Origin of the sequence: Microbacterium sp. NPDC089698, assembly GCF_044749045.1 — a bacterium.
GTDB lineage: Bacteria > Actinomycetota > Actinomycetes > Actinomycetales > Microbacteriaceae > Microbacterium.
In genome coordinates this window covers 95,746-119,487 of the sequence record NZ_JBIVHE010000007.1, presented here as the reverse complement: position 1 = coordinate 119,487, position 23,742 = coordinate 95,746, and the positions used below count along the sequence as shown (strand labels likewise).

24 protein-coding genes and 1 tRNA gene are annotated in these 23,742 nt (G+C 71.1%); 10 read left to right on the top strand and 15 right to left on the bottom strand.

From position 1 onward, the window contains the following. Positions 1-15: 15 nt before the first annotated feature. The 5 genes from ACIPY5_RS17450 to ACIPY5_RS17430 all read left to right on the top strand — a co-directional run bounded on the left by ACIPY5_RS17450 (position 16) and on the right by ACIPY5_RS17430 (position 4,092). A complete protein-coding gene (locus ACIPY5_RS17450) occupies positions 16-270 on the top strand; it encodes an exodeoxyribonuclease VII small subunit (RefSeq protein ID WP_309341049.1) in 255 nt (84 codons plus the stop codon). Next, a complete protein-coding gene (locus ACIPY5_RS17445) occupies positions 267-920 on the top strand; it encodes a DUF4245 family protein (RefSeq protein WP_309341032.1) in 654 nt (217 codons plus the stop codon). The genes ACIPY5_RS17450 and ACIPY5_RS17445 overlap by 4 nt, the downstream gene beginning before the upstream one ends. Next, positions 917-1,570 (top strand): carbonic anhydrase, encoded by a 654-nt coding sequence (locus tag ACIPY5_RS17440; RefSeq protein WP_309341031.1) that lies wholly within the window; start codon positions 917-919, stop codon positions 1,568-1,570. Before ACIPY5_RS17445 ends, ACIPY5_RS17440 begins: the two co-directional genes overlap by 4 nt. A gap of 41 nt (positions 1,571-1,611) precedes the next feature. Next, complete coding sequence (locus tag ACIPY5_RS17435; RefSeq protein WP_400972929.1) at positions 1,612-3,009, top strand: class II fumarate hydratase; 1,398 nt, start codon at positions 1,612-1,614, stop codon at positions 3,007-3,009. 252 nt (positions 3,010-3,261) lie between these two features. Beyond that, a complete protein-coding gene (locus ACIPY5_RS17430) occupies positions 3,262-4,092 on the top strand; it encodes a DUF559 domain-containing protein (protein WP_400972926.1) in 831 nt (276 codons plus the stop codon). A 235-nt stretch (positions 4,093-4,327) separates the two neighbouring features. On the opposite strand, the gene ACIPY5_RS17425 is transcribed toward ACIPY5_RS17430, so the two are convergent. The 3 genes from ACIPY5_RS17425 to ACIPY5_RS17415 all read right to left on the bottom strand — a co-directional run bounded on the left by ACIPY5_RS17425 (position 4,328) and on the right by ACIPY5_RS17415 (position 7,804). After that, a complete protein-coding gene (locus tag ACIPY5_RS17425) occupies positions 4,328-5,647 on the bottom strand; it encodes a PhoH family protein (protein ID WP_309341047.1) in 1,320 nt (439 codons plus the stop codon). A 200-nt stretch (positions 5,648-5,847) separates the two neighbouring features. Further along, positions 5,848-6,972 (bottom strand): aminotransferase class V-fold PLP-dependent enzyme, encoded by a 1,125-nt coding sequence (locus ACIPY5_RS17420; RefSeq protein WP_400972923.1) that lies wholly within the window; start codon positions 6,970-6,972, stop codon positions 5,848-5,850. Positions 6,973-7,018: 46 nt separating this feature from the next. Continuing rightward, the gene (locus tag ACIPY5_RS17415; RefSeq protein ID WP_309341025.1) at positions 7,019-7,804 is read right to left on the bottom strand and encodes an isoprenyl transferase; all 786 of its coding nucleotides are present in this window, start codon (positions 7,802-7,804) and stop codon (positions 7,019-7,021) included. A 93-nt stretch (positions 7,805-7,897) separates the two neighbouring features. Here ACIPY5_RS17415 and ACIPY5_RS17410 point away from each other — a divergent pair, with 93 nt between their 5' ends. Further along, positions 7,898-8,635 carry a hemolysin III family protein gene (locus ACIPY5_RS17410; protein ID WP_400972920.1) on the top strand — a complete coding sequence of 246 codons (738 nt, stop codon included), beginning with the start codon at positions 7,898-7,900 and terminating at the stop codon, positions 8,633-8,635. Positions 8,636-8,666: 31 nt separating this feature from the next. Here ACIPY5_RS17410 and ACIPY5_RS17405 read toward each other — a convergent pair whose 3' ends face one another. After that, positions 8,667-8,930: a hypothetical protein gene (locus ACIPY5_RS17405; RefSeq protein WP_309341022.1), complete on the bottom strand. Its 264-nt coding sequence runs from the start codon at positions 8,928-8,930 to the stop codon at positions 8,667-8,669. A 92-nt stretch (positions 8,931-9,022) separates the two neighbouring features. Here ACIPY5_RS17405 and ACIPY5_RS17400 point away from each other — a divergent pair, with 92 nt between their 5' ends. Both ACIPY5_RS17400 and greA read left to right on the top strand, forming a co-directional pair. Beyond that, on the top strand, positions 9,023-9,409 hold the full coding sequence (locus tag ACIPY5_RS17400; protein WP_400972917.1) for a DUF4307 domain-containing protein: 387 nt from the start codon (positions 9,023-9,025) through the stop codon (positions 9,407-9,409). Between the two features lie 94 nt (positions 9,410-9,503). Beyond that, positions 9,504-9,992 (top strand): transcription elongation factor GreA, encoded by a 489-nt coding sequence (gene greA, locus ACIPY5_RS17395; RefSeq protein ID WP_309341015.1) that lies wholly within the window; start codon positions 9,504-9,506, stop codon positions 9,990-9,992. 76 nt (positions 9,993-10,068) lie between these two features. Here the strand turns inward: greA and ilvA are convergent, their stop codons facing one another. Continuing rightward, positions 10,069-11,304: a threonine ammonia-lyase gene (ilvA, locus tag ACIPY5_RS17390; RefSeq protein WP_309341013.1), complete on the bottom strand. Its 1,236-nt coding sequence runs from the start codon at positions 11,302-11,304 to the stop codon at positions 10,069-10,071. Then, positions 11,301-12,497: an AI-2E family transporter gene (locus tag ACIPY5_RS17385; RefSeq protein ID WP_400972912.1), complete on the bottom strand. Its 1,197-nt coding sequence runs from the start codon at positions 12,495-12,497 to the stop codon at positions 11,301-11,303. Before ACIPY5_RS17385 ends, ilvA begins: the two co-directional genes overlap by 4 nt. A gap of 96 nt (positions 12,498-12,593) precedes the next feature. Here ACIPY5_RS17385 and ACIPY5_RS17380 point away from each other — a divergent pair, with 96 nt between their 5' ends. After that, a complete protein-coding gene (locus ACIPY5_RS17380; protein WP_400972909.1) occupies positions 12,594-13,922 on the top strand; it encodes a winged helix-turn-helix domain-containing protein in 1,329 nt (442 codons plus the stop codon). 22 nt (positions 13,923-13,944) lie between these two features. On the opposite strand, the gene ACIPY5_RS17375 is transcribed toward ACIPY5_RS17380, so the two are convergent. From ACIPY5_RS17375 to ACIPY5_RS17365, 3 genes are all read right to left on the bottom strand, one after another. Beyond that, positions 13,945-14,511, bottom strand: a complete 567-nt coding sequence (locus tag ACIPY5_RS17375; RefSeq protein ID WP_396652896.1) for a LemA family protein — start codon at positions 14,509-14,511, stop codon at positions 13,945-13,947. Between the two features lie 93 nt (positions 14,512-14,604). After that, on the bottom strand, positions 14,605-15,918 hold the full coding sequence (locus tag ACIPY5_RS17370; protein WP_400972906.1) for a D-arabinono-1,4-lactone oxidase: 1,314 nt from the start codon (positions 15,916-15,918) through the stop codon (positions 14,605-14,607). Beyond that, a complete protein-coding gene (locus ACIPY5_RS17365) occupies positions 15,915-17,159 on the bottom strand; it encodes an alanine racemase (protein WP_400972904.1) in 1,245 nt (414 codons plus the stop codon). The genes ACIPY5_RS17370 and ACIPY5_RS17365 overlap by 4 nt, the downstream gene beginning before the upstream one ends. A 66-nt stretch (positions 17,160-17,225) precedes the next feature. On the opposite strand from ACIPY5_RS17365, the gene ACIPY5_RS17360 reads away from it, so the two are divergent. Beyond that, positions 17,226-17,301, top strand: a tRNA-Leu gene (locus ACIPY5_RS17360). Between the two features lie 133 nt (positions 17,302-17,434). On the opposite strand, the gene ACIPY5_RS17355 is transcribed toward ACIPY5_RS17360, so the two are convergent. The 6 genes from ACIPY5_RS17355 to ACIPY5_RS17330 form a co-directional block, all read right to left on the bottom strand. Next, positions 17,435-19,015 carry a LuxR C-terminal-related transcriptional regulator gene (locus tag ACIPY5_RS17355; protein ID WP_400972901.1) on the bottom strand — a complete coding sequence of 527 codons (1,581 nt, stop codon included), beginning with the start codon at positions 19,013-19,015 and terminating at the stop codon, positions 17,435-17,437. A 182-nt stretch (positions 19,016-19,197) separates the two neighbouring features. Next, entirely contained in the window at positions 19,198-20,055 is an 858-nt protein-coding gene (locus ACIPY5_RS17350; protein WP_400972898.1) for a hypothetical protein, read from the bottom strand. Between the two features lie 16 nt (positions 20,056-20,071). Continuing rightward, positions 20,072-20,461 carry a PASTA domain-containing protein gene (locus ACIPY5_RS17345; RefSeq protein ID WP_400972896.1) on the bottom strand — a complete coding sequence of 130 codons (390 nt, stop codon included), beginning with the start codon at positions 20,459-20,461 and terminating at the stop codon, positions 20,072-20,074. After that, positions 20,454-20,762, bottom strand: coding sequence for a YciI family protein (locus ACIPY5_RS17340; RefSeq protein WP_400972893.1), 309 nt, complete (start codon positions 20,760-20,762; stop codon positions 20,454-20,456). The genes ACIPY5_RS17345 and ACIPY5_RS17340 overlap by 8 nt, the downstream gene beginning before the upstream one ends. A gap of 12 nt (positions 20,763-20,774) precedes the next feature. Next, positions 20,775-22,145 carry a glutamate decarboxylase gene (locus ACIPY5_RS17335; protein WP_400972890.1) on the bottom strand — a complete coding sequence of 457 codons (1,371 nt, stop codon included), beginning with the start codon at positions 22,143-22,145 and terminating at the stop codon, positions 20,775-20,777. A 124-nt stretch (positions 22,146-22,269) separates the two neighbouring features. After that, positions 22,270-23,736, bottom strand: a complete 1,467-nt coding sequence (locus ACIPY5_RS17330; protein WP_400972887.1) for an NAD(P)/FAD-dependent oxidoreductase — start codon at positions 23,734-23,736, stop codon at positions 22,270-22,272. Positions 23,737-23,742 lie beyond the last annotated feature (6 nt).

Below are 23,742 nucleotides of genomic sequence, written 5' to 3'. Positions count from 1 at the left end.
GATGAAGGCGTGACTGTGTCGAACGAGCCGTCCGCCCCCGCAGGGAGCTCTGCGCCGACCGTCGCTGATCCCGCCGCCCTCAGCTTCGAGCAGGCGAGAGACGAACTGGTCCGCGTCGTCGCCGAACTCGAACAGGGAGCCCCGACGCTCGAGCAGTCGCTCACGCTGTGGGAGCGCGGCGAAGCACTCGCGGCACGCTGCGAGGAATGGCTGCTCGGCGCCAAGCGCCGTCTGGACGCGGCCCGCCCCTCCGAGGGAGACGCACGATGAGCCGCACCCCGAAGAACGCACCGGTCGTCGCCGAGCTCGGCCGACCCGAGACGGCACAGGAGACCGCCGACCGCAAGGCCGCGTCCTCTGCCGCCTACCGCTCCAGCCAGACGTTCCGCGGCCTGATCGCCGCCCTCATCGCGACCGTCGGCGTCGTGCTGCTGATCGTGCTCATCGTGCCGCGCGGCGACTTCACGGGATCCAACGCCGTGGATCTCCCGGCCGCCGCGAAGAACGCGCAGAGCACGCTGAACCGCCCGGTGCTGCTGCCGACCCCGCCCAACAACTGGCGCGTCAACAAGGCCGTCCTGATCGACGGCAAGCCCACGGTGTGGGACATCACCGTCGCCCCCCAGGCGGACGACGCGCGCGGCTACGCGCACGTCGCCCAGGCGTTCGACGCCGACGCCGACTGGGCGGCCACCCCGCTGCGCGGCACGTCCTCGAAGGGCACCCTGAAGATCGGCGGGCGCTCCTGGGACGAGTACGTGATCCCGAACCCCGACTCGGCGGCGAACATCAACTACGCGCTCGGCACGCAGGTCGGCAAGGACTACGTCCTCGTCTACGGCGCTCTGGGCAAGGCGGGCACGGCGGAGCTGGTCGCCAAGATCAGCCCGCAGATCGACCAACTCGAAAGCGGACGATGACCGAGATCAGCACCCTGACCCCCGACCAGGCCTGGCAGCTCATGAGCGAGGGGAACCGGCGCTTCGTCGCGGGCGATCCGGAGCACCCCAACCAGGATGTCGGCAAGCGCCACGAGCTCGTGGACGGGCAGGCGCCGCTCGCGACGCTGTTCGGCTGCTCCGACTCGCGCCTCGCGGCCGAGATCATCTTCGACAAGGGTCTCGGCGACCTGTTCGTGGTGCGCAACGCCGGGCAGGTCCTCGGCGAGTCGATCGTCGCGAGCCTCGAGTACGCCGTGGCGATCCTCGGCGTCCCGCTGATCGTGGTGCTCGCGCACGACAGCTGCGGCGCCGTGCGCGCCGCGATCGACGGCACCGCGATCGATGCCGCGCCCCTCCCCCCGCACATCTGGCGGCTCGTCGCCCCGATCGTGCCGGCCGCGCGCAAGGTTCTCGCCGAGCACGGCGGATCCACCGTGGCCGAGATCGACGCGGAGCTCGTCGGGCAGGAGCACCTGCGCAACACCGTGCGCGATCTCCTGCAGTCCTCGGAGCTGATCGCCCAGGCCGTCGCCGACGGCAAGCTGGGCATCGTCGGCGCCAACTACCGGCTGAACGAGGGCACGGCCGTGCCCGTCGTCACCGTGGGCCTCAGCGACGCCCACGCCTGAACATCCCCCCTCATCACCCCGGCACATCTGGAGGAACAGCAGTGACCGACAACGAGCAGTACCGCATCGAGCACGACACCATGGGCGAGGTGCGCGTGCCCGTGAACGCTCTGTACGGGGCGCAGACGCAGCGCGCCGTGGAGAACTTCCCGATCTCGGGCAAGGGCCTGGAGTCGACGCAGATCGCGGCCCTCGCGCGGATCAAGAAGGCCGCAGCGCTCGCCAACAAGGAGCTCGGCACCCTCGACGGCGCCATCGCCGACGCGATCGCCCAGGCGGCGGACGAGGTCGCCGCAGGCAAGCACGACGGCGAGTTCCCGGTCGACACCTACCAGACCGGTTCCGGCACGTCCTCGAACATGAACATGAACGAGGTGCTCGCCACCCTCGCGACCCGGATCCTCGGCGCGACCGTGCACCCGAACGACCACGTGAACGCGTCGCAGTCGTCGAACGACGTCTTCCCGACCTCGGTGCACATCGCCGTGACCCAGGCGCTCATCGACACCCTCATCCCCTCGCTCGACCACCTCGCGGTCGCGCTCGAGGCGAAGGCGGTGCTGTGGAAGGACGCGGTCAAGTCCGGCCGCACCCACCTCATGGACGCCACTCCGGTCACCCTCGGCCAGGAGTTCGGCGGCTACGCCCGCCAGATCCGCCTCGGCATCGAGCGCGTGCAGGCGGCCCTCCCCCGCGTCGCCGAGGTCCCCCTGGGCGGCACCGCGGTCGGCACCGGCATCAACACCCCGCTCGGCTTCCCGCAGAAGGTCATCGCGCTGCTCGCGGCCGAGACCGAGCTGCCGATCACCGAGGCCAAGGACCACTTCGAGGCCCAGGCCAACCGCGACGGCCTCGTCGAGGCATCGGGCGCGCTGCGCACGATCGCGGTCTCGCTGACCAAGATCAACAACGACCTGCGCTGGATGGGCTCGGGCCCGAACACGGGTCTCGGCGAGCTGCACATCCCCGACCTGCAACCGGGTTCCTCGATCATGCCGGGCAAGGTCAACCCCGTGATCCCCGAGGCCGTGCTCATGGTGTGCGCCCGCGTGATCGGCAACGACGCGACCGTCGCCTGGGCCGGCGCCTCCGGCTCGTTCGAGCTGAACGTCGCGATCCCCGTCATGGGCACCGCGCTGCTCGAGTCGATCCGCCTGCTCTCCAACGCCGTGCGCGTGCTCGCCGACAAGACGGTCGACGGCCTCCAGGCCAACGTCGAGCGCGCGGCCGCGTTTGCCGGCATGAGCCCGTCCATCGTCACGCCGCTGAACAAGCTCATCGGCTACGAGGCCGCGGCGAAGATCGCCAAGCACGCCGTCGCCAAGGGCATCACCGTCCGCGACGCCGTGCTCGACCTCGGCTACGTCGAGCGCGGCGAGCTCACGCTCGAGCAGCTCGACGCCAAGCTCGACCTGCTGTCGATGACGCACGCCGGCTGACGCCGGATCCCCTCGCGCGGAAGCCGCGGTCCCCTCGGGACCGCGGCTTCCGTCGTTCCGGGGCGTGGCGGGACACATGCACGACGACGGCACACATGCACGACCATTCCCCCGGATCCGTCGTGCATCCGTTCCTGGGTCGTGCACGTGTCCGTCCGTCGATCGTCCTCCCCCGTCGGGCCTCGGAACCGGCATTCCCCAGATTGCGGGAGCGCTCCCCTGCGCGGGCCGTGCAAGCGACATGGTGTGGGGATGCTGGATCCTTCGACCACACTCGACCGCCTGGGCGGCATCGCCCGCGGCAGGCAATTGCAGCGCTTCGGCCTCAGCCGGAGGGCACTGGCCGACGCCGTCGCTCAGGATCGGATCCGACGGGTACGGCCGGGCGTCTTCGCGGTTCCATCCCTGCCCGCGGCTGTCGTCACCGCCGCCGCGCACGGGGGCGCGTTGACCTGCGGTCCGGCACTCCGGCACCACGGCATGTGGGTCCTGGACGATCGTGAGACGCCGCACGTGTGGCTCGGCCGCAACGGCAGGAGCCATCCGCATCCGGGGTGCACCTGCGTCGCTCACTTCTTCGAAGGGCCGACCCGGTTCGGAGTGGTCGACGTGGAGACGGCGCTCCTGCACCTGTATCGATGCGGAGGCGACGAAGCGTTCTTCGCCTCCTACGAGTCCGCGTGGCGCCGAGGGCACCTCTCTCGCGCCGCCCGAAATCGAATCCGGGACGCGCTTCCCGAGGCTGCACGATGGCTCGTGGATGTCGCGCGCGGAGATGCGGACAGCGGCCTGGAGTCGCTGCTGCGCCTGCGCCTGCATCTCCTCGGGATCCGACTCGACTGCCAGATGCGGATCCCCGGGGTCGGGATCGTGGACATCGTGATCGCCGGGCGTCTGATCCTCGAGGCGGACGGCAAGGAGAACCACGACGGCCGGTCGGCCCGGCACAAGGATCTCGTGCGCGATGCAGCGGCTTCCCGACTCGGCTACGAGACCCTGCGCTTCGACTATGCGCAGATCCTCTACGACTGGCCCACCGTGCAGACCGCGGTCCTCGCCGCCCTCACGCGCCTCGCCCGTTGATGCCCGCCGGCACGCACGCACGCACGACGCCGGCACAGATGCACGGCCGCTCCCCCGGATCCGTCGTGCATCCGTTCCTGGGTCGTGCAGGTGCTCGCCGCCGAGCCCGGGGCGCCGAGACGGCCGGCCGGAGCACCGCAGGACGCGGCGACGCCTGCACGATCCGAGCGGCGGATCCGTCGTGCATCCGTCGCTCGATCGTGCAGGCGTCGCGATCAAGAACGCCCGCCCGGTATCAGCTGAGCTCGCCGCCCTCCAGGAGCTCGGTGACGAGGGCGGCGATCGCCGAGCGCTCGGAACGCTGCAGGGTGACGTGGCCGAAGAGGCTGTGGCCCTTCAGAGTCTCGATCACGCTCGCGATGCCGTCGTGGCGACCCACCCGCAGGTTGTCGCGCTGGCCCACGTCGTGGGTGAGCACGACGCGGGAGTTCTGCCCCATCCGGCTCAGCACCGTGAGCAGCACGTTGCGCTCGAGCGACTGCGCCTCGTCGACGATCACGAACGCGTCGTGCAGCGAGCGCCCGCGGATGTGGGTGAGCGGGAGGACCTCGAGCATCCCACGCTCGACGACCTCGTCCATGACGTTGCCGGAGACGACGGATCCGAGCGTGTCGAAGACCGCCTGGCCCCAGGGGCTCATCTTCTCGTCTTTGTCGCCCGGCAGGTAGCCGAGCTCCTGGCCGCCGACGGCGAACAGCGGACGGAAGACGATGATCTTCTTCTGCTGCTGCCGCTCGAGCACCGCCTCCAGGCCCGCGCAGAGCGCGAGGGCCGACTTGCCGGTGCCGGCGCGCCCGCCGAGCGAGACGATGCCGACGTCGGGGTCGGACAGCAGGTCGATCGCGATGCGCTGCTCGGCCGAGCGCCCGTGCAGGCCGAACACCTCACGGTCCCCGCGGACCAGTGCGTACTCGCCGTCTCCCGTGACCCGACCGAGGGCGGAGCCGCGCTCCGAGTGGATGATGAGGCCCGTGTTCACCGGGAGCCCGATCGCCTCCTCGCTCGTGCCCACCTCGCTCTCGTAGAGGTCGCTCATCTCGTCGCCCGACAGCGCGATCGAGCTGATCCCGGTCCAGCCCGAGTCCACCGCCTGCTCGGCGAGGTACTCCTCGGCGTTGATGCCGAGCGAGGCGGCCTTGACGCGCATCGGGAGGTCCTTCGAGACGACCGTGACATCCTGACCGTCCTGCGCGAGATGCATCGCGACGGCGAGGATCCGGCTGTCGTTGTCGCCGAGGCGGATGCCGCTCGGCAGCACCGTCTGGTCGGAGTTGTTCAGCTCGACGCGCAGCGTGCCGCCGTCGCCGATCGGGACCGGGAAGTCGAGCCGGCCGTGCTCGACGCGCAGCTCGTCGAGGTGGCGCAGCGCGCGCCGGGCGAAGTACCCGAGCTCGGGGTCGTGGCGCTTGCCCTCCAGCTCGCCGATCACGGCGACCGGCAGGACGATGGAGTGCTCGGCGAAGCGGAAGAACGCCTGCGGATCCGACAGCAGCACGGACGTGTCGAGCACGTACGTCTTCAGATCCTGATCGAGCGTTGCACCCCCTTCGCTCACGGCAGTGGTGCGGGTGGTGCTCTTCAGTGCGGTACGTGCGGCCACAACGCTCTCCCGACCCGGGATTCCCGGTACTAGGCGAGTCAGCCAGGGCCACGAGTCGCGATCCTTGAGGCCGACTCGATCGGACGCCGTGTCCGATGCCATGAACGTACGACTCCCCACCGACATCGCGCAGGAAGGACACGCGCTCTTCCCGGTTAAGGGCGGGTGAACTCTCGCGCGTCGGCGAGGGCCGCATCGAGCAGGCCCAGGGTCTCCGCCGTCGTCCCCGCATGCGGCGCCACGCGCACGACCCCCGACCGCACCGTGACCTCGATCCCGGCGGCGGCGAGCACCTCGCCGACGCCCTGCGGATGCGCGGGCGCGAGCACCACGATCCCGGCGCGCTCCGCGGGCTCGCGCGAGGAGACGACCTCGATGCCGTGCCGATCGGCCAGCTCCAGCACGGCGTCGACGTTGCGGGACAGCCGCTCCGCGACGGCGTCGACGCCGACGGCCCGGATCTCACCGGCTCCGGCAGCGAGACGTCCCGCCGCGAGCGGATCCGGTGCGCTGACCGCGTACGCCTGCGCCGAGAGGGCCGGGTCCGGCAGCGCGTCGGTGGGAAGTCCCGCCGCCTCGGTCGCGATCCGCCCGCTCAGCACGGGACGGATCCGCTCGCGGGCGCGGTCCGTGAAGCGCGCGAAACCGGTGCCGCGTCCTGCCCGCAGCCATTTGTACCCGTGGCCGACGACGACGTCGGCGACCGCCCAGTCCTCCTCCACGACGCCGAAGGACTGCACCGCGTCGACGATGAGCAGCCGGTCCTCGCCGAGCGCCTCGCGGAGCGCGGCGAGATCGGCCCGGTACCCCGAGCGGAAGTCGACATGGCTCACGACGAGCGCCGTCACGGCCGGGTCCAGCGCGTCGGCCACGGTATCCGCCGTCACCCGGGTGCGGGGCGGCGTGATCCAGCGCGGCGCGAGCCGCCCGCCCGAGGCGGCCGCCGCGCGCTCGAGCGTGATCGTGACGCTCGGGAACTCGGCGGCGGACGCGATCGCCGTGCCGTCGAGGCCGGCGAGCGCCTGCTGCAGCGCATGCGTCGACGAGGGATGGACGGTGACCTCGCCGGGAGCGGATCCGAGCAGCCCCGCCACCGCCGCCTGCGCCTCAGCGGCACGACCCGCCGTCGCCGCGATGGCCTCGGCACGCCCTGTCGCGAGCAGGTCGGCATCGGAGACCAGCGCGGCGCGCGCGACCGGAGACAGCGGGCCGAAGGCGGCCCAGTTCAGATACCCCGGATCCTCGCCGAACGTGGCGGTGTAGTCGTCGATCGCGCGCATCCGGCCAGTCTGACATGCGGCGCAGGCGCTCTCGGCGCCGCGTGTCTCAGCGGCCGAAGCGGCGATCGCGGTCGGCGTAGTCGCGGATGGCGCGGAGGAAGTCGACCTGACGGAGATCCGGGCCGAGTGCCTCCACGAAGTAGAACTCGCTGTGCGCACTCTGCCAGAGCAGGAAGTCGCTGAGCCTCTGCTCCCCGCTCGTGCGGATGACGAGATCCGGATCCGGCTGGCCTCCCGTGTACAGGTGCTCGCCGATCATCTCCGGGGTGAGGTTGGCCGCGAGGTCTTCGAGGGTGCCCCCGGACGCGTCGTGCTGGGCGAGGATCGAGCGCACGGCGTCGACGATCTCGTTGCGCCCGCCGTAGCCCACCGCGAGATTCACGTGCAGGCCGGTGTGCTCCCGGGTGCGCTCCTCCGCCTCGGCCAGCACCCGTGCGAGTTCCGCAGGCAGGATGTCCGTGCGTCCCACGTGCTTGACCCGCCAGTTGCCCTCGCGGGAGAGGCCGTCGGCGAGTTCGCCGATGATCTCGATGAGGTCGGCGAGCTCCGCCGAATCGCGCTTGCCCAGATTGTCCGCGGAGAGCAGGTAGAGGGAGACCACCCTGATGCCGAGCTCATCGCACCAGCCCAGGAACTCGCGCATCTTCGCGGCTCCCGCCCTGTGCCCGTGCGCGGGGGTCGCGTAGCCGAGCTGGCGGGCCCAGCGGCGATTGCCGTCGATCATCATGGCGATGTGGTGCGGCATCGTCGCCGGATCCAGCCGTCGCCGCAGGCGTCGGGAATACAGCCGATAGAGGGGGCCGTTCCCTGGCTGCTCGGACCGTGCGCTCACTCCTCTACGCTACCGCGCGGACGCGATCCGGCCGTCATGGCTTCCACGGGATATGTACGGTTTGCGGCATGGGCCGACGCCTAGAGTTCAACCATGCGCAGAGCGACCCGATCCGCTGCACCCGACGTGCCCCAGCTGCCCCTCATGGAGGCGGCCGAACTCGATGCGCAGCTCGAGATCAAGCCGACCTGGCGGGGCTGGATCCACGCCGGCACGTTCCCGGTGGCGATCGCGGCCGGGATCGTGCTCATCGTGCTCGCCCAGGGAACCGTCGCGAAGTGGGCTGCGGCGGTGTTCATGATCACATCGCTGCTGCTGTTCGGCAACTCCGCGCTGTACCACCGCTTCAATTGGAAGCCGAAGACCAAGTCGATCCTGAAGCGGATCGATCACGCCAACATCCTGCTGCTGATCGCCGGCACCTACACGCCGCTCGCGACGCTCGCGCTGCCGCCGGAGAAGGGCGTGCTCCTCCTCGTCCTGGTGTGGTCGGGAGCCCTCCTGGGGATCCTGTTCCGGGTGTTCTGGATCAACGCCCCGCGCTGGCTGTACGTCGCGCTCTACCTGCTGCTCGGCTGGGCCGCGATCATGTACATCGTCGATCTGGTCAACGCCAACGTCGCGATGATGGTGCTCGTCTGCGTCGGCGGTCTGCTCTACACCGGCGGCGCCATCGTGTACGCGCTCAAGAAGCCCAACCCGTGGCCCGGGAAGTTCGGCTTCCACGAGATCTTCCACGTGTGCACGGTCCTGGCGTTCCTCTGCCACTGGACCGCGTGCCTGCTCATCTCGCTGGCACCGCTGCACCCGTCGCTCGGCCTGCCCGCCTGAGCCGGGCGGTCCGCGCGCGTCGCCGGAGCCGTCAGGCCTTCGGCGCGCCCGCGTCGCCCTCGCCGTCGGCGGCATCGCGCTGGGCGGCCTCTTCGGCGTCGAGCTCGGCGCGCACCTCTTCGCGGTACCGCACGCGACGGATCCGCCGCTGCATGTCCCAGATCAGGACGGCCGCGAGGACCACGACCACCGCGACGATCACGAAGCCCACAGGGCCCGGGGTGACCAGGTTCGGGTCGACCGTCGGGGTCGGAGTGGGGGTCGCCGCGGCAGCGGCAAGGATCGCCTCGATCATCTCTCAGCCTTTCTGGGCACGGCCCGTTCGGGCCCCGGGCCTCCCGCGGGATAACCTGGAACCTCAAGCCTAACGATCGGAAGCACCCCGCCGTGACGACCCCCGCCCAGCTCGACGAGCGCTACGGTCGCGGACCCCGCCGCCGCCTGCCGATGATCCTCACGATCGCGGCCGCCACGATCGTCGTCGGCGTCTTCGGCTGGTGGACCTGGCAGGGCTCCGCCGACACCGTCGACGTCACCGGAACGGGATTCCACCTCGTCGACGATCACAGCGTGACGGTGTCCTTCCAGATCTCGGGTCCCCCGAACCGGCCGGTGCACTGCATCGTCGAGGCGCAGGACGAGGAGTTCGGGATCGTGGGCTGGCGGCTGGTCTCCTACCCCGCCTCCGAGAAGCACTCCAGGGCGTTCACGGAGCACGTCCCGATCGTCTCGGCCGCGACGACGGGTTTGGTGAACTCCTGCTGGGTGTCCTAGGCTCATCGTGTTGATCGACGCCCCGGCAGGAGCCGGGGCGTCTTGGCATATCCGGGGCGTTCCGTTCCCGGATCCGATTCGCAAGGAGTTCGCCGTGTCGAACGACGCACAGGTCACCTTCCTCACGCAGGAGGCGTACGACCGCCTGGTCGCGGAGCTGGAGAACCTCTCCACGGCCGGACGCGAGGAGATCGCCAAGCGCATCGAGCTCGCGCGCGAGGAAGGCGACCTCAAGGAGAACGGCGGCTACCACGCCGCCAAGGACGAGCAGGGCAAGATGGAGGCGCGCATCCGCACGCTCGAGCTCCTGCTGAAGTCGGCCAAGGTCGGCGAGGCCCCGGCCAGCCGCGGCATCGTCGAGCCCGGCACCGTCGTGACCGCGACCGTCGCGGGCGGCGAGGAGGTCTTCCTCCTCGGCAGCCGTGAGATCGCCGGCGGCACCGACCTCGACGTGTACAGCGAGGCCAGCCCGCTCGGATCCGCGATCCAGGGCCTCAAGGTGGGCGAGAAGACCTCGTACGAGGCGCCCAACGGCCGCGCGATCGAGGTCGAGATCCTCAAGGTCGAGACCTTCGCGGGCTGACCGCATCCCGATACGACGAACCCGCCGCGCCATCGAGGGCCGGCGGGTTCGTCGTATCGGGAACGATCTGCGCGATTCAGTCCTGGACGACGATCGGCTCGAACCCTGCCGCGCGCAGTGTGTCGAGGGTGAGCTCGGAGTGCTCCGGGCCGCGCGTCTCCACGCTGAGCTCGAGGATGACGTCGTTGATCTGCAGTCCGTGGCCGTGGCGCGTGTGCATGGCCTCGATCACGTTGGCGCCGGCATGCGCGATGAGCTCGGACACCCGGGCGAGCTGGCCGGGGCGGTCGGGCAGCGGGATGCGCAGCGTGAGGTAGCGGCCCGAGGCCGCGAGCCCGTGCGACACGACGCGCTGCAGCAGCAGCGGGTCGATGTTGCCGCCGGAGAGCACGGCCAGCGTGGTGCCGCTCGCGTGCACCTTGCCGGCGAGGATCGCCGCGACGCCGACCGCGCCCGCGGGCTCGACCACGACCTTGGCCTGCTCCAGGAGCAGCAGCAGGGCGCGGGCGATGTCGTCGTCGCTCACGGTCACGACCTCGTCGACGAGCTCCGCGATCATCGCGAACGGCACGTCCCCCGGACGCGCCACCAGGATGCCGTCCGCGATCGTGGGCTGCGTCGTGATCTCGACGGGGTGGCCCGCGGCGAGCGAAGGCCCCATCGCGGCGGCGTTCTCCGCCTGCACGCCGATCACCCGCACCGTGCGGCCCTGTTCGGCCGCGCGCGCCTTGACGGCCGCCGCGACGCCCGCGATGAGGCCGCCGCCGCCGATGCCGACCAGGATCGTGTCGACGTCGGGCACGTCCTCGACGAGCTCGAGGCCGAGCGTGGCCTGCCCGGTCACGATGTCGCGGTGGTCGAACGGCGGGATCAGCACCGCGCCGGTGCGCTCGGCGAACTCGGCCGCGAGGCGCAGCGACGTGGCCACGGTCTCCCCCTCGAGCACGACCTCCGCGCCGTATCCGCGCGTGGCGAGCAGCTTGGGGACCGGCACGCCCATGGGCATGAAGATCGTGGCGGGGATCCCCAGCGCCTGGGCCGCCAGGGCGACACCCTGCGCGTGGTTTCCGGCGGAGGCGGCGACGACGCCACGGCTGCGCTCCTCGGCGGTGAGCCGGGAGAGCCGGTGCACCGCACCGCGGATCTTGAACGACCCCGTGCGCTGCAGGTTCTCCATCTTCAGCAGCACGGGCGAACCCAGAACCTTCGTGAGCGCGACCGAGGGCAGCGTGGGGGTGCGCACGATCACGCCGTCCAGGCCGTCCGCCGCCTGCTGGATCTCGGCGAGGGTGGGGATCGTGTCGTTCGTCATCGCTTGCTCCTTCTCCGCGCACGGGGCACGGTCTGCCAGATGTAGTCGCCATCCGGGGCGGCGCCGGTGCGCCATGCACCGGAGTTGATGGTCACGGCGGCCACGTTCACGAAGGCCGCGAGCGGTACCGCGAACAGGGCGCCGGGGATCCCGGCGATCAGCGCTCCGCCGGCCACCACGAGCACCACGGCGAGCGGGTGCACCTTGACGGCGGATCCCATCAGGATCGGCTGCAGGAGGTGCCCCTCGATCTGCTGCACCGCGAGCACGACGATCAGCATCCACAGCGCGATCCACGGTCCGTTGTAGACCAGGGCGAGGAAGACCGCGAGCGCTCCGGTGACGACGGCGCCGACGATCGGGATGAAGGAGCCGAGGAAGACGAGCACCGCGACGGGGACGGCCAGCGGCACGCCGAGCAGGAAGGCGCCGAGACCGATGCCGACGGCGTCGATGAAGGCGACCAGCATCTGCGTGCGCGCGTAGTTGATCACGGTGGCCCAGCCGTTGCGGGCCGCCGCGTCGACCGCGGTGCGCGAGGCCTTCGGGAACAGCTTGAGGGTCCAGCGCCAGATGCCGCCGCCGTCGGCGAGCAGGCAGAGCAGGATGAACAGCGTCAGCACTGCGCCGGTCGCGACGTGGCCGAACGTGGTGCCGACCGCGATCGCCCCGCTCTTCAGCAGCTCGCCCTGCTCGCTGAGGAAGGTCACCGCCTGGTCGAGCAGATCCTGGATCTGCTTCGCCGTGAGGTGCAGCGGACCGTCGAGGAGGAACTTCTGGAGCTGCGCCCACGCGGCGACCGTGCGCGTCTGCACCCCGTCCCACTGCTGCGTGATCTGCCAGATCGCGAGCCAGAGCAGGCCGCCCACGATCGCCAGCGTGCCGACGAGCGCCACCACGATCGCGAGCCACCGCGGCCACCGAGCGCGCAGCATGGTGCTGAACGCGGGCCAGAGCAGGGCCGTGAGCAGGATCGCGACCATCAGCGGGATGACCAGGATCTTGAACAGCATGACCAGCCAGATCACGACGCCGAGCGCGGCGGCGATCACCAGCAGGCGCCAGGCGTAGGAGGTGGCGATGCGCAGCCCTCTCGGCAGCGATCGCTGCACGTCGTCGCGCACGTCGACCTGGCCCGAGACGGTGCGCTGGCGGATGAGATCGCGCAGCCGGGGCGTGCTGTCCTCGCTCATCGGCCCAGTCTACGGGCGCGGCGCCGGGCGCCTCGCCCGTGCGACGGCGCCGCAGCGGGCACCGCCGATGTCGGCGGCCGTCGATACGCTGGCGACGTGACCGACTCCCCCGCCGCCGTCCGCCGAACGTCCGCCCGCACCGCGGTCGACTCGCTGAGCGCCGGCGAGGCCCGGCGGATCGCGCTCGCGGCGCAGGGGTTCTCGCGGCGACGACCCGCGGATCCGGGCGTGCGGCATCTGCACACGGCGATGGCGCGCATGGGCGTGCTGCAGATCGACTCCGTGAACGTGTTCGCGCGCTCGCACTACCTGCCGCTGTTCTCGCGCCTGGGCGCGTACGACCCCGCCCTGCTGGAGCGGGCGTTCCTGTCCCGCCCGACGGCCGCACGGTCGGGCCGCTACACCGAGTACCTCGCGCACGAGGCGACCTTCCTGCCGGTCGAGGACTGGCCGCTGTGGGGCTTCCGCCGCGAGGCGTTCCGGGCGAAGCGCGGCGAGTTCTGGGGACGCACCTCGTCGGCCCGCACGCTGGACTGGGTGCGATCCGAGCTGCAGGAGCGAGGGCCCTCACGTCCGGCCGAGATCCGCGGCGACGCGCCGGGCGGCAAGGGCGGCTGGTGGGAGTGGGACGACGTCAAGCACGCGCTGGAGTATCTGTGGCGCATCGGCGAGGTCGCGATCGCAGGACGCGACGGCTTCGAGCGCCGCTACGCCCTCGCGGAGCACGTGGTGCCCGCCGAGCTGCTCGGACGCGACCTGGATCGTGCCACCGCCATCGGCGAGCTCGTGCGCCGGGCGGCGAAGGCGCACGGGGTCGCGACCGCGGCGGACATCGCCGACTACTACCGCGTCAAGGACCGTGCGCTGGTGCTCGGCGCGATCGGCGATCTCGTGGAGCAGGGCGAGCTAGAGCCCGTCCGGGTGCGCGGGTGGGAGCGAGGCGGACGGCCCGTTCCCGCATGGCGGCACGTCGATGCCGTCCTGCCGCGGCGGATCGACACGACGGCGATCCTCACCCCGTTCGACCCGGTCGTGTGGTTCCGCGATCGGGCGCTGCGGGCGTTCGCCCTGGACTACCGCATCGAGATCTACACACCCGCCGCCCAGCGCCGCTACGGCTACTACTCGCTGCCGGTGCTGACCGGCGACCGGATCGCCGCCCGGGTGGATCTCAAAGCCGATCGCGCGGCGAGCACGCTGCGCGTGCAATCGGCGTGGTGGGAGCCGCAGGCGCGCCGGACCGAGGACGTCGAGCCCATCGCGGCCGAGCTGCGCGCGGCCGCCGCCTGGCAGGGGCTCGAGCACGTCTCGGTGTCGGGCTGGGGCGATGCCTCGGCCGCCCTCACCGACGTGCTCGCCGGACACTCCGCGGGCGTGCTCCGGCACGATGCGGGGCGGACGGATCAGGTGCCGCTCGGGGCCTGACCCGTCCCGGACAGGGCGTGCGTCAGAACTGCACGCGCGGGGGCTCTGCGATCGCGGCGCCGTCGGCCACCTCGAAGAACTCGCGCTCGGTGAAGCCGAGGTTGCGGGCGAACAGGTTGTTCGGGAAGACCTTGATCTTGGTGTTCAGCTCGCGCACGCCGCCGTTGTAGAAGCGGCGGGACGCCTGGATCTTGTCCTCGGTGTCGACGAGCGCCGCCTGCAGCTGAAGGAAGTTCTGGCTGGCCTGCAGCTGCGGATACGCCTCGGCGACCGCGAAGAGGCTCTTCAGCGCCTGCTGCAGATGGCCCTCGGCGGCACCGGCCTCGCCGGGGCTCGAAGCGGAGAGGGTTTCGGCGCGGGCGCGCGTGACGTTCTCGAAAACCGCCTTCTCGTGCGCGGCATAGCCCTTGACCGTGTCGATGAGATTCGGGATCAGGTCGGCGCGACGCTTGAGCTGCACCGTGATATCGCTCCACGCCTCATCGACGCGGACCCCCAGCTGCACGAGCGAGTTGTACGTGGCCCACAGATAGATGCCGACGGCGACGATCAGAACGACGATCACACCGACGACGACGAGCACTGGCATGAGAACATCCACGGACGACAACCCCCTAGCAGACGCGGTTTCGGCTCATCCTATCCCGGCATCCTCCGTGTTCGCCGGGCTGCCAGCGAACGGTCAGGCGCCGAGAACGCGCTCCAGGTAGCGGTTGCCGAACCGGCGCTCCGGATCCAGCCGGTCGCGCAGCGCGAGGAAGTCGTCGAAGCGCGGATAGCGCTCCCTCAGCTGATCGGCGCCCAGCATGTGCAGCTTGCCCCAGTGCGGCCGCCCGCCGTGCGCGAGGCAGATCTGCTCGACGGCGTCGAAGTACTCGCGCGGGTCATGGCGCCAGTACCGGTGCACCGCGATGTAGGCCGAGGCGCGCTCGTGCGCCGTGGAGAGCCAGCGGTCGTCGGCCGCGGCGAAGCGCACCTCGATCGGGAACTCGATGCGCCAGCCGCGCTTCGCGATGAGGGCGTGCACGGCACGGAACACCGGCACGATCTGATCCTGCGGGAGCGCGTACTCCATCTCGCGGAAGCGCACAGTGCGGCTCTGCGTCAGCACGCGATGGGAGAGATCCGTGTACTCACGGTCTCCTGTGAGCTTCACCGCGAGCCTGCTGAACGGCGGCGTGATCGCCGGAACAGCCACACCTCCCGCGCAGACGGCCCGGTACACGCCGTTCGAGAGCAGCGTCTCGTCGATCCACTTGCCGACCTTCGGCAGCGGACGACGCACCGCCGACTCCGGGAGCCGCTCCGTGGTCTTCGTGAGCGCGACGTCGGTGTGCGGGAACCAGTAGAACTCGAAGTGGTCCGCCGCGGCGACGCGCTCGTGCACGTCCTCCAGCACCTCCTCCAGCGGGGCAGGCGCATCGATCGCGTGCATCACGAACGCGGGCACGCACTGCACTGTGACCTCGACGAGGATCCCGAGGGCCCCGAGACCCAGCGCGACGGCGGGCAGCAGCTCGGTGTTCCGGGTCTCGTCGACGCGGAGGAACTCCCCCGCCGCGGTGATCAGCGTGGCGCCGACGACCTGGGCGGCGATCCCGCGGAAGCCGGCACCGGTGCCATGGGTTCCCGTGGAGATGGCCCCGGAGATGGATTGCCGGTCGATGTCGCCGAGGTTCTCCATGGCGAGCCCGTAGGGCGCGAGCAGCGCGGGGATGCGGTGCAGACGGGTGCCGGCGAGCAGGGTGACGCGCCCGCGGGCCTCGTCCGCCGAGACCAGACCCTGCAGGTCGTCGAGCTCGAGCAGCACGTCGGGCGCGACCGCCACCCCGGTGAAGCTGTGGCCGGCGCCGACCGCCTTCACCCGCAGGTTCTGGGCGGCGGCGGCGAGCACGGCGCGCTGCACGCCCTCCGGAGTGCGCGGACGCTCCACCCGGATCGGTCGGACCGACGCCGAACGGCCCCAGTTCTGCCAGATTCCCCCGGGTCGTGTCATAGGAACGCCTTCCCCTCACCGCGATACGTGGGCAGCTCGGCGACGACGCGATCGCCGTCCACGAGGTGGTAGCTCAGGATCCGCTCGGCGGGTTCGCCGCTCTTCGCGTGCCGCAGCCAGACGCGGTCTCCGATCCGGAGCGTGCGAGCGGCCTCGCCGCGCAACGGCGTCTGGACCTCGCCGGCAGCCTCGCGCGGCGCGGTCTGCAGGCCCTGCGGCCACACCGGCGCGGGCTGGCGCGACGCGACCGGCGGCCCGGATGCGATCCATCCGCCGCCGAGGATCGTCGCGATGTCCGGCGCCGGACGACGCACCACGTCGAAGGCGATCGCACTCGCGGGCGCCGGTGCGAAGGCGCGGTAGCCGTCGAACAGATGCCCGGCGAGCAGCCCGCTCCCCGCCGTGATCTCGGTGAGGGCGGGATCGGATCCGGTGTACTCGAGGGATCCGGTCCCTCCCCCGGTGACGAATTCGAGGGGCACGAGCGCCCGCACGGCCTCCGCGATGCGCGCGCGCCGCGCGCGCAGCTCCTGACGCGACTGTGCCTGAACGGTCCTGATCAGCGTGTCCCCGCTGCCGGTGTCGTCGCCCTGACCTGCGATCTGCGCCTCGTACATCTGCAGGCCGACGAGGCGGAACCCGTCGCGCTCGGCGGCGCGGCGGGCGAACCGTGCGACCTCCTCCGGGGTGTGCAGGGGCGAGCGGAAGACGCCGATGTGGCCGAGCGCGGGGGCGCGCCAGGAAGCGTCGGCATCGATCGCGATACGCACCACGGGCCGCGCTGCGGGGGCGGCGACCGCGTCGATGAAGTCGAGCTGGGACTCGTCATCGACCATGAGCGTGATCCGTGCGGCGGCGGCTTCGTCGGCGAGCAGCCGTTCGAGGCTCGGACGATCGGCGGTCGGGTAGGCGAGCACGATGTCATCGTGCTCCTCCGCGAGCCAGAGCGCCTCGGCCAGGGTGAACGCGAGCAGACCGCGGTAGCCCGGCACGCGGAGGGCGGCGTCGATGACCTCGCGCACGCGCACCGATTTCGTCGCGATCCGGATCGGCAGGCCGCCCGTGCGCACGACCATGTCCATCGTGTTGTAGCGCAGCGCATCGAGGTCGATGACGGCGACGGGCGCGGGCAGATGCGCCGTGGCCTCGGTCAGCCGCGGCCACCATCGGGCCGGATCCTCCCAGGCGTGCGCAGCGGGGCGGGGGGTCGCATGGCCCTGATCGGCGATGAGCTCGAGCACTCCCCCACCCTATTGGCTCCGAGTCAACATCGCTTGCGGTGCCGCGCTCGCTAGGCTCAAGAGGCGGCCCCCGTAGCCCAACGGCAGAGGCAGGCGACTTAAAATCGCTTCAGTCTGGGTTCGAATCCCAGCGGGGGCACCACTCCCTGCGCCGCCGGTTCACCGTTTGGGGCGCGCCACCTCGTTCCGGGGCGCGTCCTGCCGTGATTCCGAGGGGTGCTGCGCCCCAAAACGACTGGTGGACGGCGACGCGCACGGGCTGGCGGCGGGGTCGGTCAGGACGCGTGCACCTGTTGCGGAACCGCGTCGACGACCTCCTGCTGTGCGAAGGCCTTGGCGATGAGCTCGGAGCGCCCCTCGACCTTCAGTTTCCGGAAGATGCTGGTGAGGTGCACCTCCACCGTGCGTTCGGAGATGCTCATCCGTGCACCGATGTCGCGGTTGCGAAGCCCTCGGATGACATGCTCGAAGACGTCCGTCTCGCGAGAGGTCAGGACGCCCGCCGTCCGGATCGCGACCGTCCGACTCGGACCGACGGAAGCGCCCTGCGATGCGGCCGCGGTGGTCTCCCCGACCAGATTCCGATCGATCTCGTATCTCACCGGAGCATCCGGGCAGATCTCCTCGAACGACGCGCGGAACTCATCGATCCCCGGCTGGATCCGCGCGAGAGCGCCGATCGCACTGTGCGCGACGCCGCCCAGCACGTGGGTCAGCGGCAGGCGGGCGAGGGCGTCGAGAAGCACCGGCGCAGCCTCTCTGGGCCTGTCAGCATGGAGCAGGAAGAGGATCAGCACGCCGCGCGCATACGCCTCGACGAGAGGCGTGAGACTCCCCGTGCCGAGGCTCCACGGCCGCGACGGCGGCGCCGGCACCAGGGACAGCGCCAGCCCCGCGAGCATCGCGTCGACCTCCTCAGGCGTCGTCCACCAGGCCCCGGAGGTGGCGTCGATCATCGACTTCACCTCACGATCGGCGAGGCTGCCCACCGCGGCCTCCAGGGCACGGCGTTGCCCGTCCTGACGCTGGAACGGGTCGTCGCCCGCCGGGGGGCCGTCGACGTACGCGGTCACCGAGGCGAGACCACGCAGCGCCGCATCGCGGATCTCGACCGGGTTCCCGGCGCCGGCGGCGCGCGTGTAGTCGTCTCGCGCATCGTCCAGGCAGCCGAGCGCGATGGCGGCCCTGCCGCGAAGAAGCGCGGCCTGAGCGCGCACCGCGGGATCCGCGTCGTCGTCGACGGCTTGTGCGACCCGATATGCGGCTTCGGCGTTCCCGCCGCCGAGGAGTCGTTCCCCCAGCACCACGAGATCCCGCGACATGCGGCGTGCGTCTCCGCGTCCCGCCCGGAAGGCGTGCCATGCGGCGCTCGCGAGCCCGAGCCGGCGATGCGCGAGCGCGAGCGCATGGTGCATCTCGTCCGTTTCCCGGGGATCGGCGGTGGCGATCGCCGAGGACCGCGCCCGCTCGGAGACGAACTCGTACCGCCCCTGGGAGAAGCGCAGCGCCGCCCTGATCGCCACGGACGTGAGCACGCCGGCATTGATCCCGGTCGCGGAGAGAAGGACGTCGATCCGATCCGAGACGGAGAGCGCCGCTCCGAGCAGCACGCGTTCCGCCGCGTGCGGCGTCGCGCTCCGCGCCGTGCGCGCCTCGTCCTCGGCCAGCGGCCACGGGTCGGGGAGAACCCTCATCCCGGAGAGCTGGCCCGCCGTGAGTCGCTCACCGAGGAGCTCGACCTGCACCTCGGTCACGCCGGCGATCGCCCCGATCCGGCCTGCCACGTGCGGGGCGACCGCACTCACTCCGCGCCGCCGGAGTATCCCGAGCGCCCAACGCGCCTTCTGTGCAGGCATCCGCACTCCCCCCGAGGAATCTTCCGGACTTCACGGTGATCCCACCGCCCGTCACATTCTCGCGCACCCGTCTTCCATTTTGTAAGCACGGCGACCGAATCCGTCACGCATCGACGACGAGCTGAGCACTCAGGCGAAGGCCCCACTGCGCATGCGGGATCCGAGTTCTGGGAGCACGGAGGTCAGGCCGAGCCGCCGGTCAATCGGTCCAGCGCGCGTCGCCCCTCCTCCACCGCCCTCTCGGTCGTCGCCGCGCGGTCGGCGGCCTGCGCTTGCCGGTCCTCGGCGGCCGTCACCGCGTCGCGCAAGGGGCCGACAGTCGCCCTGGCGGCAGAGAGCTCGGCTTCGAGCTGAACGATCCGGGCTTCCGCCTGCGCAGCACGATTCGCCGCGTCCCGCACCTCACGGTCGGCTGTGGCCAGGTCTCGGCCGACGCGGGCATGCGCCTGCTCGGCGTCATGGAGCGCGCTCTGCGCCTTCCTCAGCTCGCGCCGCGCGGTCACCTCGTCCACGGGCACGGGCGGCGCGTCGGGCCGGCGGGGTGCCCCGCCTCCCACGACTGCGTCCAGATCGAGGGGGAACTCGGCAGCCGGCTCGAGTTCGTGCACGAGCCGGCCCGACGCGACGGCCGCGGCCGCGCTCGCGTCGAAGAAGGCGGCCGTGATCGTCCGCTGCACGGCGTCGAGGGTCGCCGCCGTGACCCTCTCCCCGCGCGCTGTCGCGAGCGCCGCGGCATCGGCCGCGAGCCGGTTCGTGAGAGCGCGGCGTTCGCGGGTGAGGCGCGCGAGCGTGACTGCATCGACGTCCTCCTGCGCCTCCCTGAGCTCGTCCGCCAGACGCAGCGCTTCGGCGAGCTGCTGCGCGCGTTCGCGGGCGAACACGTTCACGACCCAGGCGGAGACGCTCGGCTTCCGCAGCTCCCTGATCCGCGCGGCGAGATCCGCATCCGCCGCCTCCTTCGCGCGCACGTTCCGGGAAGACACGAAGTCGCCGGGAGGCCCCGCATACAGGTCCGCCGCGATCGTCTCGAGGTCGGTCACGGTACCTCCGGTGCGCTCACGTCGCACGATCCTCATCGATCTGCTCCCGCGCCGAAGAGCCGGCCCGGTCCGTGCTGCGGATCGTCACGACGTCCGGGTCGCCCTCGGGGGCGGCGTGCTCGGAGAGCGCGGGCGCAGGATCGCCCGCGTCCGCTCGCGCATCGCTCCTGCTCTCACCGTCTTCGATGACCTCGACCTCGACCTCGGATCCCCACTCGACGGTGATCCCCGGCTGCGTCCACTGCGCCGTCACCCAGAACAGTCCCGGCCAGGTGAGTGCATGCAGACTCGGGCCGTCAGGATCGGCGCCGACCAGAACCAGCCCGAGCTCGGCTGCGGCTTCGATCGCCACGTGGACGGGCTCTCCGACGAAATCAGGGACGAGGACGCGACGGCGCTCACCCATCGCCGGCCCCGTCCCCGACGCCGGGCTCCAGCCAGACGGCGTTCCAGTCCAGGATCCGCGGATCCGCGAGGCCTTCGGTCGCGAACGGATCCGCGGCGATGAAGCGCTCCGCAGCCTCGCGCGACGAGAAGATGCCCATGGATCCCGCGGCGGGGTCCGGCGTCGCGAACGGACCCAGCGCGATCAGGCCACCGTCCGTCTCGTGGAAGGCCCGGTAGTACGCCTGATGGCGCGGGAAGACCTCGAGGATCCGCGCGCGATCGACGCCGTCGCGCAGACGGTAGAGGACGACGACGTTCATCGATCCCTCCTCTCAGTGCCGGAAGCCCGCGCCCGCGGTCCGGTCCGGGAGCGGAGAGGTCAGCGCGTCCAGATACGCGACCTCCTCCCGGATCGTCGCGAGCAGCGCCTCGGCGAGATCCATCGTGACGCCGTTGCGGATCACGATCCGCTGGACCGTGATCTCGGCGAGGTCGTCCGGCAGGGGGTAGGCGGGCACCAGCCAGCCTCGCATCCGCAGCCGGTCGGAGAGGTCGTAGAGCGTCCAGTTCGCGGTGTGCCCGTCGACGAGGCGCCAGGCGAACACGGGGATCGTCGACCCGTCGCTGATGAGTTCGAACGGCTCCAGGGCGCCGATGCCGTCGGCGAGGAAGCGCGCCACCGCCCGCGAGGTCCCCTGCACCTCCGCGTACCCCTCCCTCCCCAGCCGCAGGAACAGGTAGAACTGCAGCAGGACCTGCGCTCCGGGACGCGAGAAATTCAGCGCCAGGGTGGGCATGTCCCCGCCGAGGTAGCTGACCCGGAAGACCATCGACTCCGGCAGCGCTTCGGCGTCGCGCCAGACGACCCAGCCGAGTCCCGGATAGACCAGCCCGTACTTGTGGCCCGACGTGTTGACGGACGCGACGCGCGCCACCCGGAAGTCCCACTCGAGATCGGGATCCAGGAAGGGGGCCACCATTCCGCCCGAGGCCGCGTCGACGTGGATCGGCACGTCATGGCCGTGCGCGGCGGCGATGGCGTCGAGCGCCGCGGCGATCTCCGCGACGGGCTCGTATGCGCCGGTGTAGGTGACACCGAGGATCGCGACCACGCCGATCGTGTTCTCGTCGACGTACTGCTCCAGCAGGGCGCCGTCGAGCGCCGGATGCTCCGCGCTTACCGGCACATACCGGGGCTCCACCTCGAAGTAGTTGCAGAACTTCTCCCAGCACACCTGCACGGCGCTGGACATCACGAGGTTGGGCCGGGACGCGTCCTGCCCCGCCGCGCGCCTCTTCTCCTGCCAGCGACGCTTGAGGGCGATCCCGGCGAGCATGCAGGCCTCGCTCGATCCGATCGTCGAGGTCGCGGGCGCGGTCGCCGCATCAGGGGCGTGCCAGAGCTCGGCGATCATGCGCTGGCAGTACGTCTCGATCGCCGCCGTCTGCGGATACTCGTCCTTGTCGATCATGTTCTTGTCGACCGCTTCGGCGTAGAGACGCTGCGCCTCCTCGTCCATCCACGTGGTGACGAAGGTGGCGAGGTTCAGCCGGGCGTTGCCGTCGAGCATGGTCTCGTCGCTCACCACGTGGTAGGCCGTGAGCGGGTCCATGCCCCGGTCGGGGATGCGATGTTTGTCGACGAAGAGCCCGGATCCGGCCCGGCGGTGCAGCGGGTTGACGTGGATGCGTTCCTGCGACATGGTGCCTCCGGATCCGAACTCGGCGTTCGCGCGCCACCATAGCACCGGCGCCGATCCCCGCCATGAACGACGAACGCCCCCGGATCCTCGCGCGGGGCGGGATCCGGGGGCGTCCGGGAGGGCCTTACTTCGCTGCGGCCTCGGCAGGCTTCTTCGCGGCGGCCTGGCGCGGAGCCGCGGCGGGCTTGCTCGCGGCCGGCGCTGCGGCGGCAGCGGGCGCCGGTGCGGCGTCCACAGCCGGACGGGGGCGTGCGGCGAACTCGTCGAACACCGCGCGCGGCGTCTGCAGCGCCTCCAGGCCGACGATGTCGCGGCCGAGCCACAGGTTGTTCCACCAGCCCCACAGCACGCGCCACTTGCGCTCCCACGACGGCATCGCGAGGCCGTGGTAGCCGCGGTGCGCGACCCAGGCCACGAAGCCCTTGAGGGCGAGCTTGCCGGACTGGAAGACGCCGTTGTAGAGGCCGAGGCCGGCCACGGCACCGAGGTTCTTGTGGAAGTAGTCCTTGGGGGTCTCACCGCGCAGCACGGCGACGAGGTTCTTCGCCAGCAGCTTGGCCTGACGGACGGCGTGCTGCGCGTTCGGCACGCACATGCCGCCGACTCCGCCGCCGGACAGATCGGGGACGGCCGAGACGTCACCGGCGGCCCAGGCCCCGTCGACGATCTCGTCGGCGGTGCCCACGCGCAGGTCGGCGCGGGTCTGGATGCGTCCGCGCTCCTCGACCGGGAGGTCGCCGCCGCGCACGACGGTGGGGTTGGCCATGACGCCGGCGGTCCAGACGATGAGGTCGGACGGGATGACCTCGCCCGTGGACAGCTCGACGTTGCCGTCGACGGCGCCCTTGACCTGGGTGTCCAGGTGCACGTTCGCACCGCGCTTGGCGAGGTCCTTGAGCACCCACTCGCTCGTCTTCAGCGAGACCTCGGGCATGATCCGCCCCATCGCCTCGATGAGGTGGAAGTGCGTGTCGTCGAACGACAGCTGCGGGTACTTCGCGATGAGCGACGAGGCGAAGGAACGGAGCTCGGCGAAAGCCTCGATGCCCGCGAAACCGCCGCCGACGACGATGACCGTGAGCAGGCGGTCGCGCTCGGGGCCGGCCGGGATCGAGGCGGCCTTGTCGAAGTTCGACAGCAGCTTGTCGCGCACGGCGACGGCCTCTTCGATCGTCTTGAGCCCGATCGCGTTGTCGGCGATGCCGGGGATCGGGAAGGTGCGCGAGACGGCGCCCGCGGTCACGACGATCTGGTCGTACGCGAACTCGTACGGCTCGCCCATGGACGGCGCGATCGTGGCGACCTTGTTCGCGTGGTCGATGCCGGTGACCTTGGCGGTCACCACGTTCGTACGCGAGAGATGGCGGCGGTGGGCGACGACCGCGTGCCGCGGCTCGATCGACCCGGCGGCGACCTCGGGCAGGAAGGGCTGGTAGGTCATGTACGGCAGCGGGTCCACCATCGTGACCTCGGCCTCACCCTTGCGGAGGTGCTTCTCGAGCTTCCACGCGGTGTAGAAACCGGCGTAACCACCGCCCACGATCAGGATCTTGGGCGCAGCAGCGCTCTTTGCCACGGTGCTCTCAGTCACGGAGGC

Bases quoted from the DNA above. Each gene is read 5' to 3' on its own strand.
- ACIPY5_RS17405 (WP_309341022.1), bottom strand. From the start codon at position 8,930: ATGATCGAGGCGATCCTTGCCGCTGCCGCGGCGACCCCCACTCCGACC.
- ACIPY5_RS17420 (WP_400972923.1), bottom strand. From the start codon at position 6,972: ATGCGCGCGATCGACGACTACACCGCCACGTTCGGCGAGGATCCGGGG.
- ACIPY5_RS17385 (WP_400972912.1), bottom strand. From the start codon at position 12,497: ATGAGCGAGGACAGCACGCCCCGGCTGCGCGATCTCATCCGCCAGCGC.
- ACIPY5_RS17345 (WP_400972896.1), bottom strand. From the start codon at position 20,461: ATGGGTGAGCGCCGTCGCGTCCTCGTCCCTGATTTCGTCGGAGAGCCC.
- ACIPY5_RS17410 (WP_400972920.1), top strand. From the start codon at position 7,898: ATGCGCAGAGCGACCCGATCCGCTGCACCCGACGTGCCCCAGCTGCCC.
- ACIPY5_RS17445 (WP_309341032.1), top strand. From the start codon at position 267: ATGAGCCGCACCCCGAAGAACGCACCGGTCGTCGCCGAGCTCGGCCGA.
- ACIPY5_RS17340 (WP_400972893.1), bottom strand. From the start codon at position 20,762: ATGAACGTCGTCGTCCTCTACCGTCTGCGCGACGGCGTCGATCGCGCG.
- ACIPY5_RS17335 (WP_400972890.1), bottom strand. From the start codon at position 22,145: ATGTCGCAGGAACGCATCCACGTCAACCCGCTGCACCGCCGGGCCGGA.
- ACIPY5_RS17430 (WP_400972926.1), top strand. From the start codon at position 3,262: ATGCTGGATCCTTCGACCACACTCGACCGCCTGGGCGGCATCGCCCGC.
- ilvA (WP_309341013.1), bottom strand. From the start codon at position 11,304: ATGACGAACGACACGATCCCCACCCTCGCCGAGATCCAGCAGGCGGCG.
- ACIPY5_RS17370 (WP_400972906.1), bottom strand. From the start codon at position 15,918: ATGACACGACCCGGGGGAATCTGGCAGAACTGGGGCCGTTCGGCGTCG.
- ACIPY5_RS17440 (WP_309341031.1), top strand. From the start codon at position 917: ATGACCGAGATCAGCACCCTGACCCCCGACCAGGCCTGGCAGCTCATG.
- ACIPY5_RS17355 (WP_400972901.1), bottom strand. From the start codon at position 19,015: ATGCCTGCACAGAAGGCGCGTTGGGCGCTCGGGATACTCCGGCGGCGC.
- ACIPY5_RS17375 (WP_396652896.1), bottom strand. From the start codon at position 14,511: ATGCCAGTGCTCGTCGTCGTCGGTGTGATCGTCGTTCTGATCGTCGCC.